Source organism: Sphingomonas sp. BLHR8 (assembly GCF_056821725.1).
This window is the reverse complement of record NZ_JBPDIM010000001.1, coordinates 248,259-265,898: the sequence shown is the minus strand read 5'-3', so window position 1 is coordinate 265,898 and position 17,640 is coordinate 248,259. Positions and strand designations below refer to the sequence as shown.

Below are 17,640 nucleotides of genomic sequence, written 5' to 3'. Positions count from 1 at the left end.
GGGGAACCTTCGCGCTGCCGTGCGTGCTGCCGCGCATAGGGCCCCGGCGCCCCGGAGAAAAGGGCGCGTTGAGGTGTGGCGACTTCGCGCAACCTATGCCAACCCGTCAGGTGATGCACGCCCCGACCCCCGCCCCCCAACCGGACGCGCCTACCGCCGCGTCCCGGCTGCCGCGCCAGCGCATGGCGGTGCTGTTCGCGGTCATGCTCGTCGCCGCAGCGGGCAATACGGCGATGCAGTCGATCCTGCCCGCGCTCGGCACAAGGCTCGGCATCGCCGACGTGCTGATCAGCCTCGCCTTTTCGTGGTCGGCGCTGCTGTGGATGATCACCGCGCCGCGCTGGGCGCGCGTCTCGGAGCGGCGCGGACGCAAGGCGCTGATGGTCACCGGCATCGCCGGTTTCTCCGCATCGATGCTGCTGTGCGGGCTCACCCTCTGGGCGGGAATCGAAGGCTGGTTCGGGGCGCTGCTGACCTTCGGCCTCTTCTCGCTGTTCCGCAGCCTCTATGGCGGGTTCGGCTCCGCCGCGCCGCCGGCGGTGCAAGCCTATGTCGCAGCGCGCACCGACCCCGCGGAACGGACCAAGGCGTTGAGCCTCGTCGCATCCTCCTTCGGCCTCGGCACGGTGATCGGGCCGACGCTCGCGCCGTGGTTCATCCTGCCGCACGTCGGGCTGGCCGGGCCGATGCTCGTGTTCAGCGCCATCGGCGTGGCGGTGATCGCAGCCATTCGCCTGGGCTTGCCCGACGACACGCCTCGCTTTGCCGCGCGGGGGAGCACACATCACTACCCCGCTGCCGCGTCGGGCGCGCCGCACGCGCATCGCCACGCGCACGATGACGACGAAGGCGAGGACCAACTCACTGCGCCCGAGCCGCCACGCATCAGCTGGTTCGATCCGCGCGTGCGCAATTGGACGGTCGTCGGCCTCGTCAGTGGCCACGCGCAAGCGATGACGCTGGGGGTGATCGGCTTTCTCGTGCTCGACCGGCTGGCGTTGCGGGCGACGCCGGAGGCCGCGGCAGCGCCCACCGGCCATGTGCTATGGGTCGGCGCGCTGGCGACACTGCTGAGCCAGTGGGGGCTGATCCCGATGCTGTCGCTTCGGCCCAAGGCGGCGGTTGCGTTGGGGGGGGCGGCTGCGGGCGCGGGGATCATCGCCCTCGCCTTTGCCGGGCGGCAGGAGACCATGGCGCTCGCCTTCGCGCTCGCCTCGCTCGGCTTCGGGCTGCTGCGACCGGGCTTCACTAGCGGCGCATCGCTGTCGGTGCCCCGCAACCTGCAGGGCGCCGTGGCGGGCCAGAACGCGTCCATCGCGGGCGCGAGCTACGTGGTCGCGCCCGCGCTCGGCGTGCTCGCTTATGGCATGGCGCCGATCGCGACCTTCACCGCGATAGGCACTGCCACCATCCTGCTCGGGCTGTGGAGCCTTCGCGCGCTGCCCGACGTCGGCGCCGACGCCGCCTGACCACACTCAGTTCTGCGCCGCGGCCTCGCCCGTCGCCGCAGCGGCGTGCTTGACCGGACGCAGCGGCGTCACCTGCCCCGGCACGACGAAGCCGATCGGGTTGAGCGACGCCGCGTTGCGTTTGATCTCGCCCGCGATCTTCTGATAATCCTTTTCCATCTCCGGCGTCACGGTCGCTCGCGCGTCCTCCAGCGCCTCGTCGAAATCCGTCCGCGTCACCTGCTGCGCTTCGAGCGAGCGGCGTAGCGCGATCATCCCGGCGCGGCGCGTCAGATCCTCAAGGTCCGCGCCGGTGAAGCGGTCGGTCCGCGCAGCGATGTCATCAAGGTTGACGTCGCTCGCCAGCGGCATGTCGGCCGTATGGATGCCGAGGATGCGCCGCCGCCCCGCCTGGTCGGGCACGCCGACATAGATCATCTCGTCGAGCCGTCCGGGTCGCAGCAGCGCCGGGTCGATCAGGTTGGGGCGATTGGTGGCGCCGATCACGACCACCGCCTGCATCTCCTCGATCCCGTCCATTTCGGCGAGCAGCGTGTTGACGACGCGCTCGGTCGCCTGCGGCTCACCCATGCTGCCGCCGCGCGCAGGTACTAGCGCATCAAGCTCGTCGATGAAGATGACGCAGGGCGCCACCTGACGGGCGCGGGCGAACAGACGCGCGATCTGCGCCTCGCTCTCGCCGTACCATTTGGAGAGAATGTCGCTCGATTTGACGGCGATGAAGTTCGCTTCCGCCTCGCGCGCTACCGCCTTGGCGAGCAGCGTCTTGCCCGTGCCCGGCGGACCGTACAGGAGGAAGCCCTTGGCCGGCCGGATGCCCATGCGGCGGAACGCTTCGGGCGCCTTGAAGGGAAGTTCGACGCCCTCCTTCAGCCGGTTCATCGCCTCGTCGATGCCGCCAATGTCGGCCCAGCGCACCGTCGGCATCTGCACCATCACCTCGCGCATGGCCGAAGGGCTGACGCGCTTCAGCGCGCCGACGAAATCCTCGCGAGTGACGGTCAGCGTATCCAGGATTTCCGCCGGGATCGTGCCGGCGCTGAGGTCGAGCTTGGGCATGATCCGCCGCACCGCCTCGATCGCGGCCTCCCGCGTCAGCGCCGCGATGTCGGCGCCGACGAAGCCATAGGTGGTGCGCGACAGCTCATCGATGTCGACATCCTCCGCCAGCGGCATCCCGCGCGTGTGGATGGTCAGGATTTCGCGCCGCCCGCGTTCATCGGGCACGCCGACGACGATCTCGCGGTCGAAGCGGCCGGGCCGCCGCAGCGCTTCGTCGATCGCGTCCGGGCGATTGGTCGCGGCGATGACCACCAGGTTCGCGCGCGGCTCTAGTCCATCCATCAACGTCAGCAGCTGCGCGACGAGGCGCTTCTCGGCCTCGCCGGACACCTGCCCCCGCTTCGGCGCGAGCGCGTCGATCTCGTCGATGAAGATGATCGACGGCGCGTCGCTGGCGGCCTGCTCGAAAATGTCGCGCAGCCGCTTCTCGGACTCGCCATAGGCGGAGCCCATGATCTCTGGTCCGTTGATCAGGAAAAAGCGCGCCTCGCTCTCGCTCGCGACAGCGCGGGCGAGCCGGGTCTTGCCGGTGCCGGGCGGACCATAGAGCAGCAACCCGCGCGGCGGATCGACGCCCAGTCGCTGGAACAGCTCGGGGTAGCGCAGCGGCAGCTCGACCATCTCGCGCAGCTGGTCGATCGTCTCGCCCATGCCGCCGATATCGTCGTATGTGATGGTGCCGCGCGCGATTTCCGCCTGATCGACCGCTTCGGGGAGCAGCTCGACCTCGGTATTCTCGTCGATGAACACCGCGCCCTTCGGGTTCGCCGAGACGACGACAAGGCGAATTTCCTGGAGGGCGTAGGCCGGCGCGGCGAGCATCTGCGCCAGCTGCGGCGGCATGTCGGTGGGGCCGACCCGCTGCTGGCCGCGCGTCGCGATGACGTCCCCCTGCGTCAGGGGCCGGCGAAAGAAGCTGCGCTTTAGCTGTTCGGGCGAACCCGACAGACGCACATTATTCTGCGCCGGGGCAAAGCGGATCGACTTGGCGGGTCGCACCTCCGCCTTGCGGAGGACGATCTGGTCGCCGGTGCCGGCCTGCGCGTTGGCGCGCTGGAGGCCATCGAGGCGGACAACCTCGAGCCCCTCGTCCTCATCATAGGGGCCGACCGCGACCGCAACGGTGCTGCGTTTGCCGACAAGCTCGACCGGCTCGCCCTCGCCGATCCCGAGCGCGGCCAGCGCCCGCCGTGGCATCCGGGCAAGCCCGCTGCCGAGGTCTTCCGGACGCGCGTTGGCGACCTGCAATCTGATTTCACCCGCCGCCAGATCGGCCATGAAACGCCTCGTTCGTCATTGTCGATCAAGCACAGATAGGGTGCTGCAGCGCGCGAAGCGAGGGGCATGAAAAACGCCGGTCCGTCCGCCGATTGCGATCAACCCCCTTTCCACTGGGCACCAATTCCGCGACAAGGCGCGGCGCAAGACAGGGCCGACCCTGCACCTTCTGACGAGAGAGATACCATGCCCGCCGCGGGCCGATCTTTGCGCCGATTGCCGCCGCTGTCCGGCCTCGAAGCCTTTGTCGCGGTGGCGCGCACGGGATCGGTGAAGGCCGCCGCTGCCGCGCTGGCGCTGTCGATGCCGGCGCTGTCGCGGCGAGTGCAAGGGCTCGAACGGCACGTCGGCGTGCCGCTGTTCGAACGCACCGGCGGCGGCATGCGCCTGACCAGGGCCGGCGATCAGCTTCACGCTGCGCTCGGCCCCGCGCTCGACGCGCTTCACACTGCCGTTGAAAGTGTCGGCGAACGCGCGTCGCTGCGGCTGCGGCTCAATGTCCTCCCGCTGTTCGCGCAGCAGCGCCTGTTCCCGCGCCTGCCCGAGCTGCGGCGGCTGCATCCGGACCTCCACATCGACATCGACACCGGCGGACTTGGTGAGGCGCGGCTCGGCGACGGCATTGATGCGGCCATCGTCATCGCGCGGAATGTCGACCCGACTCTCCACGCGGTCCGGCTCGACCAGGACCGCATCTACCCCATCGCCTCGCCGGACCTACGCGACCAGGGCGGCATCCGGACCCCGGCGGACCTCGCGCGGCATACGGTGTTGATTCATCGTGAGATGCCGGAAACCTTTCAGGAATGGGCCGCCGTCATCGGTCAGCCGGAGTTGCAGCCGAGTTCGATCGACCTGTTCGATTCGGGCGCGCTGATGCTCGAGGCGGCCGCGCAGGGCGTGGGCGTGGCGTTCATGCACGGCCACCATCTCGACGATGCGCACGACCCGCGACTTGTCCGGCTGTTCGATTACGAGATCGACAGCCCCTACAGCTACTGGTTCCTGTGCCGCCCGGCGGCGCTGCGGCGGCCGGCGGTACGGTTGTTCCACGACTGGATTGCCAAAGCCCAGCTTTGAAATACCGCGCTGGTTTTAGCAGCGCACGGTTGCGCCGCACGCCACTCATGTTATGTTATCTCATAACCAACGAGGATCTTAATGCACGCCAGCCTGTTTCGTACGACGTCCCTTGCCGCCCTGCTGTGCGTCTCCCCCGCGCTCGCCCAGCAGGTCCAAACGCCCGCGCAGTCGGTCGACGACGTGCATGCGGAGGAGGCGGACATCGTCGTTACCGCGCCGTTCGGCCGCGCCGTGACGCAATTCGGTTCCGTCTCGGTCGTGCGAGCCGACGATCTCGCCCGCGATATCAAGCCGCAGATCGGCGACATCCTCGCCAAGCAGCCAGGTATCAGCGCGTCGAGCTTCACCCCCGGCGCCTCCCGGCCCGTCGTGCGCGGCTATGATGGCGAGCGGGTGCCGGTGCTGATCGACGGCGTCGCGAGCATCGACGCGTCGGGCGCCAGCGCCGACCACACCGTCGCGGTCGATCCGCTCGTCGCCGACCGTGTCGAAGTGGTGCGCGGTCCCGCTACCCTGCTCTACGCGCCCGCAGCCGTCGGCGGCGCCGTCAACATCATCGAACGCCGCATCCCCCGCCGCGTCCCCGATGAGCGCGTGCACCTCGACGCGCTGGCGAGCTACGCCAGCGTCAACAACGCCAAATCCGTGGGCGGCTCGGTCGACGTGCCGCTCGGGCAGGGAATCGTCGCGCACGCCGACGGCGGCTGGCTCGACGCGGGCGACCTGCGCATCGGCGGCTATCAGCTCGCCCCTTCGCTGCGGGCGCAGGTGCGCTCGGCGGCCGACGAGGCCGCAGCCGAAGGCCACACGGAGGAGGCCGCCGAACTGCGCGAGCTCGCCGACCGTCGCGGCCGCCTCGCCAACAGCGCGGTCAGCAACTGGTCCGTCGGCGGCGGCCTCTCGGTGATCAACGACGGCGGTTCGCTCGGGGTCTCGGTGGCTCGGCTGTCCTCGGACTATGGCGTCCCGAGCCGCCCGCAGGTCGAGCATGACCATGGCGGCGACCACCATCACGGCGATGTGACCATCGCTGCGCGCCAGTGGCGGGCGGACGCTCGCGGCGAGGTCAAATTCGCTGGCGACATGTTCAGCGCGCTGCGCGTTCGCGCGGGATATGGCGATTATGGTCACACCGAATTCGAGGGCGACGAGGTGGGAACCCGCTTCCTCAACCGCGGCATCGAGCTGCGCAGCGAGCTGGTGCAGGCCAACCGCGGCGGCTGGCGCGGGGCCAGCGGCGTTCAATATTCGGCGCACAGCTTTGAAGCGATCGGCGACGAAGCGTTCCTGCCGCCCAACGACATGCGCACACTGGCGCTGTTCACACTGCAGGAGGTCCGGCTCGGCGCGCTCGACATCGAAGGCGCGCTGCGCTGGGAGCGGCAGAGCATCGATGCGCCGACCATCGCCTATGCCAGCCAGCGCAGCACATTGTCGGGCGGGCTAAGCGCGGCCTTCGACGTCGGCGACGCGCTGCGCATCGGCGGACATGTCATGCGCACCAGCCGCGCCCCGAGCGCGGAGGAGCTGCTGTCGGACGGACCGCACGCCGCCACCCAGGCCTACGAAATCGGCGACCTGTCGCTCGGCACCGAGCAGGCGTGGAGCTTTGAAGCCTTCGCTCGGCTGACCCCGGCGGACGGGGCGGAGATCAGCCTGACCGGGTTCCACGATCGCTACGAACGGTTCACCTACCGCCGCCAGACCGGAGAGGTCGAGGACGGGCTGCCGGTGTTCCGCTACACGCAGGCGCCGGCGCGCATCTGGGGCGCCGAGGCGAGCGCGACCGTGCCGCTGGTTCGCACGGATGCCGGGCTGCTCCGCGCCGAGGCGAGCGCCGACTATGTTCGCGCGAAACTCAGCGATGGCACCAACCTGCCGCGCATCCCGCCGATGCGGCTGCGCGGCGGGCTCGAATGGGCCAGCGACGCGCTGACGCTTCGCGGCGAGGTCGAGCACAACGTCGCTCAGCGTGACGTTGCGGCCAACGAGACGCCGACCGATGCCTTCACCCTCGTCGGCGTGTCGGCGAGCTGGAAGCCGCTCGGCCCGCGTGGGCTGACGTTGATCGCATCGGCCGACAATCTGTTCGACGTCGAAGCCCGGCGCCATGCGAGCCTCACGAAGGATTTCGTGCCCCTCGGTAGCCGCGACATCCGCCTCACTGCGCGGCTCAGCTTCTAGTCGCTGCGGTCATTATAAAATTGTTTCCGCCGCCGGAACCGCTGTTGCGGGCGGCGGTTATAACTTCGGACAGCGAATAACAGCCCCCGCTTTCGCTGTCCTATTGTTTGGGCCCGGTAGCGCATCCCCCCTTCGCGCGCCGGGCCCAATTTTTTTGCCCGCGCCGCCCGTCAATTCTGGGCTTTGGCTGCACGTCGCCGAGTGAGGGCAATCACCACCAGCGCGCTTTCGTACAACAGGCACAGCGGCACCGCGAGCAGCAGCTGGCTCACCACGTCCGGCGGCGTCGCCACCGCCGCAATCGCGAACGCGGCGACAATCGCATAGCGGCGTCCGGCCCGAAGCTGCTCAAGCGTGACGATCCCCACCCGCTCGAGCAACAGCAACAGGATCGGCAACTGGAACGAAATGCCGAACGCCAGCATGAAGTTCATGACGAAGTCGAGGTAATTGCCGACCGCGGGCAAGGCATCCTGCTGCACTCCGCCGATATTGCCCTCGAACCCCAGCAGGAACTTCAGCGCCACCGGCACCGCGCCATAATAAGCACCTGCGGCTCCGAGCCCGAACAACAGCGGAGTCGCGAGCAGGAACGGCAGCGCGGCGCGCTTCTCGTTACGATAGAGCCCGGGGGCGACGAACCGCCAGATCTGCGTCGCGATCACCGGAAAGGCGATCATGAACGCCGCGAACAGCGCGACCTTCACCTCGACGAAGAACGCCTCGAACAGCTGCGTGTAGATCAGCCTGCCCTGCCCTGCCGCGAGCAGCGGCTGCACCAGCACGGCAAAGATCGGCCGCGCGAAGTAGAAGCACACCGCAAAGGCGATGCCGAGCGCGGCGAGGCTCCACAGCAACCGCCGCCGCAGTTCGATCAGATGTTCGATCAGCGGTGCCTTGGTGGAATCGACCGCGGCGCGGTCAGCCTCTTCAGGGCTGAGCGGCGGCGGGATCGGATCGGCCTCGGCCATCGCTCAATCCCGCGGCGGCACTGGGGCGGGCGGCGCCGGCCGAGGGGGCGCGGAAGCGGCCTCGACCGGACCCGTGGCAGCGGGCCGATCTGCTGCAAGATCGGGCAGCGCTGCACCGGGGCCGACGGGCGCCACGGGGGTCGCCACCCCGTCGATCACCGTCCCTGGCGCAGGTCCGAGCGAGGCCGGGCCGAAGCGCGGATAAGCCCGCATGATCGCCTCATTATGCTCGCGCCACTGCTTCTCCAGTTCCTCGAGCTCCGCCTCGCGCATCATCGTGTCGAGCCCGCTGCGGAAATGGCGCGCCATGCCGCGCGCCTTGCCGACCCAGTTGCCGACCGTGCGCGCCACGCGCGGCAAGTCCTTGGGTCCGATCACCGCCACGGCGACGATGATGACCAGCAGCAATTCGGTGGGGGCGACGTCGAACATCGGCGTTCAGCCGCGGGTGGCGACGGAAAGCGGAGGGCGGCTCAGACGCGCGGCTCGACGCGGTTGGCCTCGGCGGTGGTGGTCGTCACCGGCGGCACCGCCTGACCTTCGATCCGCTGCACCGGCGGCGTCACCACAGTCGTGGTCGTGCCGGCCGCATCCTCGTCATCGGCGAGCCCGCGCTTGAAGCTTTTCACGCCCTTGGCGACATCCCCCATCATGTCGGAGAAGCGGCCTTTCCCAAACAGCAGCAGGATGATGATGCCGAGCACCAGCCAGTGCCAGATGCTGAACGAACCCATGAGCGAACTCCGCCTAAACCGAAACGGGACTCTTTCGAGTTTCGGTTGATCTTAGTCGCCTTCGCCGTCCGGCGCCAGCACGCCTTGCACCGGTTCGCCGGCCCTGACCGGATCGAGCAGACCCGCCGCGCGCATCTCCGCCAGGCCGGGCAGATCGCGGCGCCTGGCGAGCCCGAAATGCGTGAGGAACGCGGGCGTGGTCGCGTAGAGGAGCGGCCGTCCCGGCACCTCCCGCCGCCCCGCCGGCCGCACCCAACCCGCCTCCAGCAGCACGTCGAGCGTCCCGCGCGCGGTCTGCACGCCGCGGATCGCCTCGATCTCCGCGCGACTGACCGGCTCCTGATAGGCGATGATCGCCAACGTCTCGACCGCTGCCCGCGACAACCGCCGCGGCGCATCTTCCTCCCGCCGCAACAGCCAGGCGAGGTCGGCAGGCGTCTGAAACAGCCAGCGCCCGCCCCGCTCGACGAGCTCGATGCCGCTCCCTGCGTGCCGTGCTGCGATCGCCTCCAGCGCCTCGGCAATGGCGTTGCGATCCTTCCCGACTCGCTCGGCGATGTCCGCGACGGACAGCGGCTCGGGACTGGCGAACAGCATCGCTTCGACCGAGCGTCGCAGCGGATCGACGCTCATCGCTCGGCCCGCAGCAGCAGCGGAGCAAACGCCTCGTCCTGCCGCAGCGCAACCCGGCCGAGCCGCGCCAACTCCAGCGCCGCCACCAGCCCGGACGCGCGTGCCGAGCGCCGCCGCGACGAACGCGGGGACGGCTCCACGGTCCGCTCAAGCGGTGTCCATTGCGCGAGCGTCGGCAGCAACTGGCGCAACCGTTCGAGCGCGTCCTCGAGCGTCACTACGTCGCGCGGCTTCACCTGATGCAGCACTGGGCGCGACCGTTCCTCGACGTCGCCCAGCGCGCGGACGAGGTCGATCAGGGTCACCTCCCACACGCGATGACGGACGGTGGCGAGGCCCTCCGGCGCGCCGCGCAGGAACACGTCGCGCCCCACCCGGTCGCGCGCCATCAGGCGGGCCCCCGCGTCGCGCATCGCCGCCAGCCGGGCGAGGCGATGGCGCAATTGATCCGCGATCTCCTGCGGGTCGGGGTCCGGCTGCTCCGCGCGCGGCAGCAACAGCGCCGATTTCAATTGCGCCAGCCACGCCGCCATCACGAGGTGGTCTGCCGCCACTTCGATCGCGCGCGCCGCCGCATGATCGAGATAGGCGAGATACTGGTCGGCGAGCGCGAGAATCGAAATCTGCGCGAGGTCGACCTTTTGCGCGCGGGCCAACGTCAGCAACAGGTCGAGCGGCCCCTCCCATGCGTCGAATTCGACATGCAGCCGCTCAGGCGACGACGCGGGGAGAGCAGCGTCGAACAGGTCGCCGTCCAACGCCGCCCCCGCCATCACGTCACGCCAGCGCGAGCAGCGCGTCGCGCGTCTCGGTCGCCTGGGCGAGCCGGTCGGCGCGAAATTCAGGGCCAGAGCTGACGCCTGCCATCGCCGCCCCCAACCGCCGCTGCGCCGCGTCGGTCATGCGCCCGCCGACGTGATCGACGACGTCGCGCATGTCCGCGATGTCGCCGTTGCATTGCAGCGCGATGTCCACGCCCGCGTCGAGCGCCAGCGCCGCGCGCTCGCCCTTGGTCCCAGTCAGCGCATGCATGTCAAGGTCGTCGGTCATCAGGAGGCCGTCGAAGCCGATGCGCCCGCGAATGATGTCGCCGACGATGCGAGGGCTCTGTGTCGCCGGCCGCTCGCCGTCCCACACCGGGTAGAGGACGTGCGTGGTCATCGCCATCGGCGCCCAGTTGAGCGTGCGGAACGGCGTGATGTCGCGTTCCAGCTCCGCCTCGCTCGCGTCGACCACGGGCAATTCGTGATGGCTGTCGACCGCGGCACGGCCATGTCCGGGGATGTGCTTGGCAACGCCGACCACGCCGCCCGTCTGGAGTCCCTCCAACACCGCGCGCCCGAGCGCCGCGACGCGCATGGGATCGTCGCTCATCGCCCGGTCGCCCAGCGCCGCGTGGGTGACATCGCTCGCCACATCCAGCACCGGCAAACAGTTCACGTTGACCCCGACTTCGGCGAGCGTCAGCGCGATCGCTTCGGCATTGGCCCTCGCGGCGGCGATCGCGCTCGCCGGAGCCCGCTCGTAAAGCGCGGCGTAGGCGTTACCCGCCGGGAAACTCGGCCATTCGGGCGCGCGCATGCGTGCCACACGGCCCCCCTCCTGGTCGATCAGGATCGGCACATCCTCGCGTCCCGACAAGGTCCGCAGATCGTCGGTCAGCGCGCGCAGCTGGACGCGGTCGGCGATGTTGCGCGCGAAGAGAATGTAGCCCGCGGGCGCCGCGTCGCCAAACAGCGCTCGCTCCTCGGCGGTGAGCGCGAGGCCGGACAGGCCGAAAAAGGCGGGCGTGTGGATCGTCATGCCGCCGGCCTAGCAGCCACGCCGATCTCTGTCAGCGGACGATGCAGGTCTCGCCAGCGACGCGCAGCCGTGCGCACAGATTGGCGCCGCCCGCCGCGGTCAGCCGGTACACGGTGCGTCCGTTGACCGTCGCGGGGACGATGCTGTGCCCGGTATCCTTGAGCCACTCGAAGCGCGTTTCGAGCTGCGACCATGCGCGCCGCGCCGACGCTTCGTTGGCAAAGGCGCCAAGCTGCGCAGTGCCGCCAGCGCTCGCGGGCGCCGCAGCCGCAGAAGCGGCGTTCGAAACCGGCGCCGCCGAAGCGACGGGCGCCGCATCCGCACGGGTCACCGGCGCAGCGGCGGCCACTCCCCGCGGTGCCGCCATCGTCGCGGTCGCCGGCGCGGGCGCCTGCGCCGTACGCACCGGCGTCGGCGAGGTCGGCGTTTCCGGGAGACGTGACGTATCGACGGTTCCCACCGGTGCCGCCCCTTCCGTCGCGGCAACTGCAGCGTCGGCCTCACCCTCGAAACGGCCGCGCTCGGGCGCAGGTGCGGTCTTGTAGGGACCGGCGGGCGCCGCGATCAGCGTGCCGTCGCCCTCCAGCGCCCGGTTCTGCCAGGCGTAGAGGCCGCCCACGACGAGGCCGATCAGCGCCAGCCCGGCGACCACCAGTGCCACCAGCCGGCCGCCGTTGGCGCCGCTTTCGACCTCCTCCTCCGCAGCCGGCTCGAGCCACGGCGCAGCGGACGGCGCATCATGCGTCGGCGCGTCGACCACCAGCGGCTCTTCCATGGCGATCCGCGCGTTGTTCGGGTCGAGTGCGCGGTCGTGCGTCCATTCGGCTTCGCCACCGCTCAGCTGGTCGCGCCGATCGGCATTGAAGGCGGGGCCACGCCCGCCCTCGTCCATCGACGAGGGCGAGTGCTCCGGCGTATCGCTCAAGCCGGGCTCGACCGGTGTGTCGCCGTTCGACCAGTCGCGCCCCGGCCCGCCCCCGCCCTGACTCTGGCTTTGCATCAGCGCATCTCCTCGACCGGCTCCACCCCCATCAGCGCCAAGCCGTTGGCGATTACCTGCCCGATTGCGTCGGCCATGAAAAGACGCGCGCGGGTGAGCGCTGGATCGTCGGGCTGCACCGCCCGTCGCGCGGGGTCGTCGTTGCCGGCGTTCCACCAGCCGTGGAACGCCGCCGCCAGATCACCGAGGAAAAAGGCGATGCGGTGCGGTTCGCGCGCCTGGGCCGCAGCTTCGACCACGCGCGGGAACGTCGCCGCGAGTTTCACGAGATCCAGCTCGTCTGTATCGAGCCGGGACAGGTCGGGCGCACCGTCGGGCGCGATCCCCGCCTCCGCCGCGCGCCGTCCGAGCGATTTGACCCGCGCGTGAGCGTACTGGACGTAGAACACGGGATTATCCTTCGACGCCTCCACTACCTTCGCGAAGTCGAAGTCCATCATCGCATCCGCCTTGCGGGTGAGCATGGTGAAGCGGACCACGTCCTTGCCCACTTCGCGCACGACGTCGGCAAGCGTCACGAAATTGCCGGCGCGCTTGGACATCTTCACCGGCACGCCGTCGCGCAGCAGCTGAACCATCTGCACGATCTTGACGTCGAAGCGCTTGGCCCCGCCGGTTAGCGCCTGCATCGCCGCCGCCATGCGCTTGACCGTGCCGGCATGATCGGCGCCCCAGATGTCGATCAGCGCATCGACCCCCTGCGCCTTTTGCAGGTGGTAGGCGAGGTCGGCGCCGAAATAGGTCCAGCTGCCGTCGCTCTTCTTGATCGGCCGGTCCTGGTCGTCTCCATAGGCCGACGAGCGGAACAGCGGCAGCTCGACCGGCTCCCAATCCTCCGGCGTCTTGCCCTTGGGCGCTTCGAGCACGCCATCATAGACGAGGTCCCGCCCGCGCAGCTCCGCCTCCGCCGCATCGGGCTTCCCCGCCGCCTGCAACTCCGCTTCCGACGAAAACACGTCGTGCCGCACGCCCAGCAGCGCGAGGTCGCCGCGAATGAGTTCCATCATCGCCGCCACCGCGCGCATACGGAACAGCGCCAGCCACTCCGCTTCTGGCGCGGCGGCGTAGCGGTCGCCGAAGTCCGCGGCGAGCGCCTCGCCCACCGGCTTCAGATAGTCGCCGGGGTAGAGCCCCTCCGCGACGTCACCGACCTCTTCGCCCAGCGCTTCGCGATAGCGATGATGCGCCGAACGAGCGAGCACGTCGACCTGCGCGCCCGCATCGTTGACGTAATATTCGCGCACCACGCGGTGGCCGGTGAAGGCGAGCAGGTTGGCAAGCGCATCGCCGACCACCGCCCCCCGGCAATGCCCCATGTGCATCGGCCCGGTCGGGTTGGCGCTGACATACTCGATGTTAACCCCGCTCCCCCCGCCGAGGTCGGAGCGGCCGTAGTCCGCGCCGCTCGCATGGATCGCGCGCAGTTCTTCGGTCCAGGCATTGGGGACGAGCGTCAGGTTGATGAACCCCGGCCCGGCCACGCTCGCCGCAGCGACGCGCGGGTCGGCGGTGAGCTCGGCGACCAGCGCCTCCGCCAGCGCGCGCGGATTGGTGCCGGCGGGCTTGGCCAGCACCATCGCGGCGTTGGTTGCCATGTCGCCATGGCTCGCATCGCGCGGCGGCTCGACGGTGACAGCGTCACGGTTGAGCCCGGCCGGGAGCGTGCCGGCAGCGGTCAGACGATCGAGCGCGCCGTCCACAAGCGCGGCGATGTCAGCAAAAATCGGCATGATTGAACCTGTCGGTTGGCTGCTGGGCCGATCCTCCCCCGGGCGGGGAGGGGGACCATCCGCAGGATGGTGGTGGGGTCGCGCCGCGGCAGAGGCTCCGGGCGAAGCGAGTCCCATCGCGCGGGTGCCCCTCCACCCCCGACTGCGTCGGCGGTCCCCCTCCCCGCCCCGGGGAGGATCGAGTCGTCAGCGCGTCACATTATAGGCGAGTTGGTCGCGCGTCAGCGCGAAGCCCAGAAACTGCTCGAACGTTGCGCGAGCGACCGCCGCGCGCACCTCGGGATCGGCGAGGGGGTCGACCGCCGCGTCGTCATCGCCCGCGCGTCGTCGCCGGGTGATGCGCTCGCGGATCTCGTCGGGCAGCGTCGCCGCAGCGCGGTCGACATAGGCGCTCACCGCACCACGCGCGGTTGCGCGGGTCTGGCCGTCCTCGAACCGCACCACCAGCCGGCTTTCGTCCTTGGAGACGATCTGCGTGCCGCCCTGCACCACCGCGCTGTAGTAAGGGAGCACCACCTCACGCGCGGGACCGGCGCGCAGCCGGGTCGCGACCACGTCGAAGCTGGTCGTCGAATAAACCTGCGCCCCGTCGGGATTGCAGTTGGTCCGCAAATTGGTGATCGTCGCCACCACGTCGATCGCCGCAGCATCGCGGCTCTGCGGCGGATCGAACAGGGTGATATCACCCGTGTGCGCGGGGATGCCGACCGCCGGGCAGACCGTGCGCGAAGCCGTAATGCCTACGCCGCTCGTCACATCGAGCTCACCATTACGCGCACACCCGCCCAGCACGAGCGCCGAACCGGCGAGGGCGACGAGGGCAACGGAGCGACTGATCATGCGGACAAGCTTTCCTGACGGCGCTGGGGAGCGGCCCGCCTCATATCCCCCGCCCCCGCGAGTGGCAATGGCGGCAGGCCACCAAGCCACTGGCGAAGATCAGTACACCCGCGCCTTGGGCTTGATGTAGTCGATGTCGTCGCTGAGCGTGTATTCGTGGACCGGGCGATAGTCGATTTTGACGTCGCTGGCCTCGCCACCCCAGCCGGAGAACCACGCGACCGTGTGCTTCATCCAGTTGGCATCGTCGCGATTGGGGAAGTCTTCGTGCGCGTGAGCGCCGCGGCTTTCCTTGCGGTTTTCCGCGCTCGCCATCGTCACCGCCGCCTGCGCCAGCAGATTGTCGAGCTCCAAAGTCTCGACGAGGTCGGTGTTCCACACGAGCCCGCGGTCGGTGATGCGGACGTCCTGCATGCGCGCGACGTTGTCGCGCATCTGCGCCACGCCTTCGCTCAGCAGCGCGCTGTCGCGGAACACCGCGCAGTGCTTCTGCATCGTCTTCTGCATGTTAAGCCGCACCTGCGCGGTCGAAGTGCCGCCGTTGGCGTGGCGGAAGCGGTCGACGCGCGCCAGCGGCAGGTCGGCGGCATCGCTCGGCAGGCTCTGGTGCGGGGTGCCCGGCTTGATCAGCTCCTTGAGCCGGTGGCCGGTCGCGCGACCGAACACGACGAGGTCGATCAGGCTGTTGGAGCCCAGCCGGTTGGCGCCGTGAACGCTGACGCAGGCGGCCTCACCCACCGCGAACAGGCCGGGGACGATCGTCTCCGGGTCGCCGTTCTTCAGCGTCACGACCTCGCCCCAATAGTTACAGGGAATGCCGCCCATGTTGTAATGCACCGTCGGCGTCACCGGCAGCGGCTGGCGGGTGAGGTCGACGCCCGCGAAGATCTTGCCGCTCTCGGTGATGCCGGGCAGCCGCTCCGCCAGCACATTGGGATCGATGTGGTCGAGGTGGAGGTAGATGTGGTCCTTCTCCGGCCCGACCCCGCGCCCTTCGCGCATCTCTAGCGCCATCGAACGCGACACGACGTCGCGGCTGGCGAGATCCTTGGCGCTCGGCGCGTAACGCTCCATGAAGCGCTCACCCTCGCTGTTGGTAAGGTAGCCGCCCTCCCCACGCGCGCCTTCGGTGATGAGCACGCCCGCACCGTAGATGCCGGTCGGGTGGAACTGGACGAACTCCATATCCTGCAGCGGCAGGCCAGCGCGCAGCACCATCGCATTGCCATCGCCGGTGCAGCTGTGCGCGCTGGTCGCGGTGTAATAGGCCTTGCCGTAGCCGCCGGTCGCCAGCACCACGGCATGGCTGCGGAAGCGATGGATCGAGCCATCTTCCATGCACATGGCGATGACGCCGCGGCATTCGCCGTCGACCGTGATCAGGTCGAGCGCGAAATATTCGATGAAGAAGTCCGCGGCGTAGCGCAGGCTCTGCTGGTAGAGCGCGTGCAGGATCGCGTGGCCGGTGCGGTCGGCGGCGGCGCAGGTGCGCTGCACCGGCGGGCCTTCGCCCATGTTCTGCATGTGCCCGCCGAACGGCCGCTGGTAGATAGTGCCGTTGTCGTTGCGGCTGAACGGCACGCCCGCGTGCTCGAGTTCGATCACCGCCGCCGGCGCCTCGCGCACCATATATTCGATCGCGTCCTGGTCGCCGAGCCAGTCGGAGCCCTTGACCGTATCGTACATGTGCCACGACCAGTGGTCAGGGGTGTTGTTGCCAAGGCTCGCCGCGATGCCGCCCTGCGCCGCGACGGTGTGGCTGCGCGTCGGGAACAGCTTGGTGATGTTGGCGGTCTTGAGCCCCGCTTCGGCCGCGCCCATCGTCGCGCGCAGGCCGGAGCCGCCCGCCCCCACCACCACCACGTCATAGGCGTGGTCGATGATCTTGTAGGCGGGCTGGGTGGTGGCGTTACTGGCCGACATTCGTAACCGCTCCGAACGCGATCTTGAGGATCGAAAACAGGGCGAAGATCATCCCGCCCCAGGTGAAGAAGATATTGGCGAGGAGGGCGGCCATCTTGGCACCCTCGGCGTGGACGTAATCCTCGATCAGGACCGTCAGCCCGAGCCGAACGTGCGTGAATACGCTGACGACCAGCAACGCCAGCGGCGCCGCCGCGAGCGGCGAGCCGAGCCAGCGCTGCACCCCTTCGTAAGTGCCGACGTCGCCGAGGATCAACGACGCCGCGAGCCAGGTCAGCAGCGCCAGGTTGGCGACCGCGGTGATGCGTTGCAGCATCCAGTCGCGCGCGCCTTTCTTGGCGGCACCCAGACCGCGGACGCGGCCGAGTTCGGTTCCGGCGCGGCTCACATCGGCCTCCACAGAATGAACGCCCACAACAGCGCGGTCATGACCGCAGGCGCGATCGCCACCACGCGCGACCAGCTGCGATTGGTCGGCAGCGCATAGCCCGCCCCCGTATCGAGCAGCAGGTGGCGGACGCCGCTTGCGGCATGCTGCAGCACGCCCCACGTGAGGAGGACCAGCACGATCCGCCCCGGGATCGACGTCGCCAGATCGACGAAGCGCGCATAGGCCTCGGCCCCCGCCGCCGCACTGCCGAGCCAGCCCAGAAAAATCAGCGCCCCGCCGATGCCCAGCCCGTCACCGGTCAGGCGGTGAAGGATGGAGACCAGCATGTGTGGTCCCCATTTATAGACTTGCAGATGCGGCGAAATCGGTCGCTTGCCGGCCACGGCCATGAACGCTCGTCCCCATGAAAGGCTTTGAGTCCCCGCAGGCGCGCCAGCGAGGGAGGCAGCCCTGCCTTTAACGCAGCAAGTGCGGGATGCAACGGGGCGGGGTGGGTTACCGCCCCGCTAACCAATTCTTTACGGCCGATCCGCCATGGC

16 protein-coding genes are annotated in these 17,640 nt (G+C 69.3%); 3 read left to right on the top strand and 13 right to left on the bottom strand.

Features of this window, described 5'->3' with window-relative positions; genetic code table 11:
- Positions 1–95: 95 nt before the first annotated feature.
- Entirely contained in the window at positions 96–1,469 is a 1,374-nt protein-coding gene (locus ACRYJK_RS01355) for an MFS transporter (RefSeq protein WP_482665796.1), read from the top strand.
- 6 nt (positions 1,470–1,475) lie between these two features.
- On the opposite strand, the gene ACRYJK_RS01350 is transcribed toward ACRYJK_RS01355, so the two are convergent.
- Entirely contained in the window at positions 1,476–3,809 is a 2,334-nt protein-coding gene (locus ACRYJK_RS01350; RefSeq protein ID WP_482665795.1) for a CDC48 family AAA ATPase, read from the bottom strand.
- A 186-nt stretch (positions 3,810–3,995) separates the two neighbouring features.
- On the opposite strand from ACRYJK_RS01350, the gene ACRYJK_RS01345 reads away from it, so the two are divergent.
- Together ACRYJK_RS01345 and ACRYJK_RS01340 are read left to right on the top strand one after the other, a co-directional pair.
- Positions 3,996–4,889, top strand: coding sequence for a LysR substrate-binding domain-containing protein (locus ACRYJK_RS01345; RefSeq protein WP_482665794.1), 894 nt, complete (start codon positions 3,996–3,998; stop codon positions 4,887–4,889).
- 81 nt (positions 4,890–4,970) lie between these two features.
- Positions 4,971–7,076 (top strand): TonB-dependent receptor, encoded by a 2,106-nt coding sequence (locus ACRYJK_RS01340; protein ID WP_482665793.1) that lies wholly within the window; start codon positions 4,971–4,973, stop codon positions 7,074–7,076.
- 170 nt (positions 7,077–7,246) lie between these two features.
- Here the strand turns inward: ACRYJK_RS01340 and tatC are convergent, their stop codons facing one another.
- From tatC to sdhC, 12 genes are all read right to left on the bottom strand, one after another.
- Positions 7,247–8,047 carry a twin-arginine translocase subunit TatC gene (gene tatC, locus ACRYJK_RS01335; protein WP_482665792.1) on the bottom strand — a complete coding sequence of 267 codons (801 nt, stop codon included), beginning with the start codon at positions 8,045–8,047 and terminating at the stop codon, positions 7,247–7,249.
- A gap of 3 nt (positions 8,048–8,050) precedes the next feature.
- Positions 8,051–8,479 (bottom strand): Sec-independent protein translocase protein TatB, encoded by a 429-nt coding sequence (gene tatB / locus ACRYJK_RS01330; RefSeq protein ID WP_482665791.1) that lies wholly within the window; start codon positions 8,477–8,479, stop codon positions 8,051–8,053.
- Positions 8,480–8,520: 41 nt separating this feature from the next.
- Positions 8,521–8,781 carry a twin-arginine translocase TatA/TatE family subunit gene (locus ACRYJK_RS01325; RefSeq protein ID WP_482665790.1) on the bottom strand — a complete coding sequence of 87 codons (261 nt, stop codon included), beginning with the start codon at positions 8,779–8,781 and terminating at the stop codon, positions 8,521–8,523.
- A gap of 51 nt (positions 8,782–8,832) precedes the next feature.
- A complete protein-coding gene (gene scpB, locus ACRYJK_RS01320; protein WP_482665789.1) occupies positions 8,833–9,414 on the bottom strand; it encodes an SMC-Scp complex subunit ScpB in 582 nt (193 codons plus the stop codon).
- The gene (locus ACRYJK_RS01315) at positions 9,411–10,187 is read right to left on the bottom strand and encodes a segregation and condensation protein A (RefSeq protein ID WP_482665788.1); all 777 of its coding nucleotides are present in this window, start codon (positions 10,185–10,187) and stop codon (positions 9,411–9,413) included. Before ACRYJK_RS01315 ends, scpB begins: the two co-directional genes overlap by 4 nt.
- Positions 10,188–10,191: 4 nt before the next feature.
- The gene (nagZ, locus tag ACRYJK_RS01310; protein ID WP_482665787.1) at positions 10,192–11,217 is read right to left on the bottom strand and encodes a beta-N-acetylhexosaminidase; all 1,026 of its coding nucleotides are present in this window, start codon (positions 11,215–11,217) and stop codon (positions 10,192–10,194) included.
- Positions 11,218–11,248: 31 nt separating this feature from the next.
- A complete protein-coding gene (locus ACRYJK_RS01305; RefSeq protein ID WP_482665786.1) occupies positions 11,249–12,217 on the bottom strand; it encodes an SPOR domain-containing protein in 969 nt (322 codons plus the stop codon).
- Positions 12,217–13,947 (bottom strand): arginine--tRNA ligase, encoded by a 1,731-nt coding sequence (gene argS, locus ACRYJK_RS01300; RefSeq protein WP_482665785.1) that lies wholly within the window; start codon positions 13,945–13,947, stop codon positions 12,217–12,219. Before argS ends, ACRYJK_RS01305 begins: the two co-directional genes overlap by 1 nt.
- 186 nt (positions 13,948–14,133) lie before the next feature.
- Positions 14,134–14,787: a hypothetical protein gene (locus ACRYJK_RS01295; protein WP_482665784.1), complete on the bottom strand. Its 654-nt coding sequence runs from the start codon at positions 14,785–14,787 to the stop codon at positions 14,134–14,136.
- Positions 14,788–14,886: 99 nt separating this feature from the next.
- Positions 14,887–16,710, bottom strand: coding sequence for a succinate dehydrogenase flavoprotein subunit (gene sdhA, locus ACRYJK_RS01290; protein WP_482665783.1), 1,824 nt, complete (start codon positions 16,708–16,710; stop codon positions 14,887–14,889).
- Entirely contained in the window at positions 16,697–17,098 is a 402-nt protein-coding gene (sdhD, locus tag ACRYJK_RS01285; RefSeq protein ID WP_482665782.1) for a succinate dehydrogenase, hydrophobic membrane anchor protein, read from the bottom strand. Before sdhD ends, sdhA begins: the two co-directional genes overlap by 14 nt.
- On the bottom strand, positions 17,095–17,490 hold the full coding sequence (sdhC, locus tag ACRYJK_RS01280; RefSeq protein ID WP_482665781.1) for a succinate dehydrogenase, cytochrome b556 subunit: 396 nt from the start codon (positions 17,488–17,490) through the stop codon (positions 17,095–17,097). Before sdhC ends, sdhD begins: the two co-directional genes overlap by 4 nt.
- Positions 17,491–17,640 lie beyond the last annotated feature (150 nt).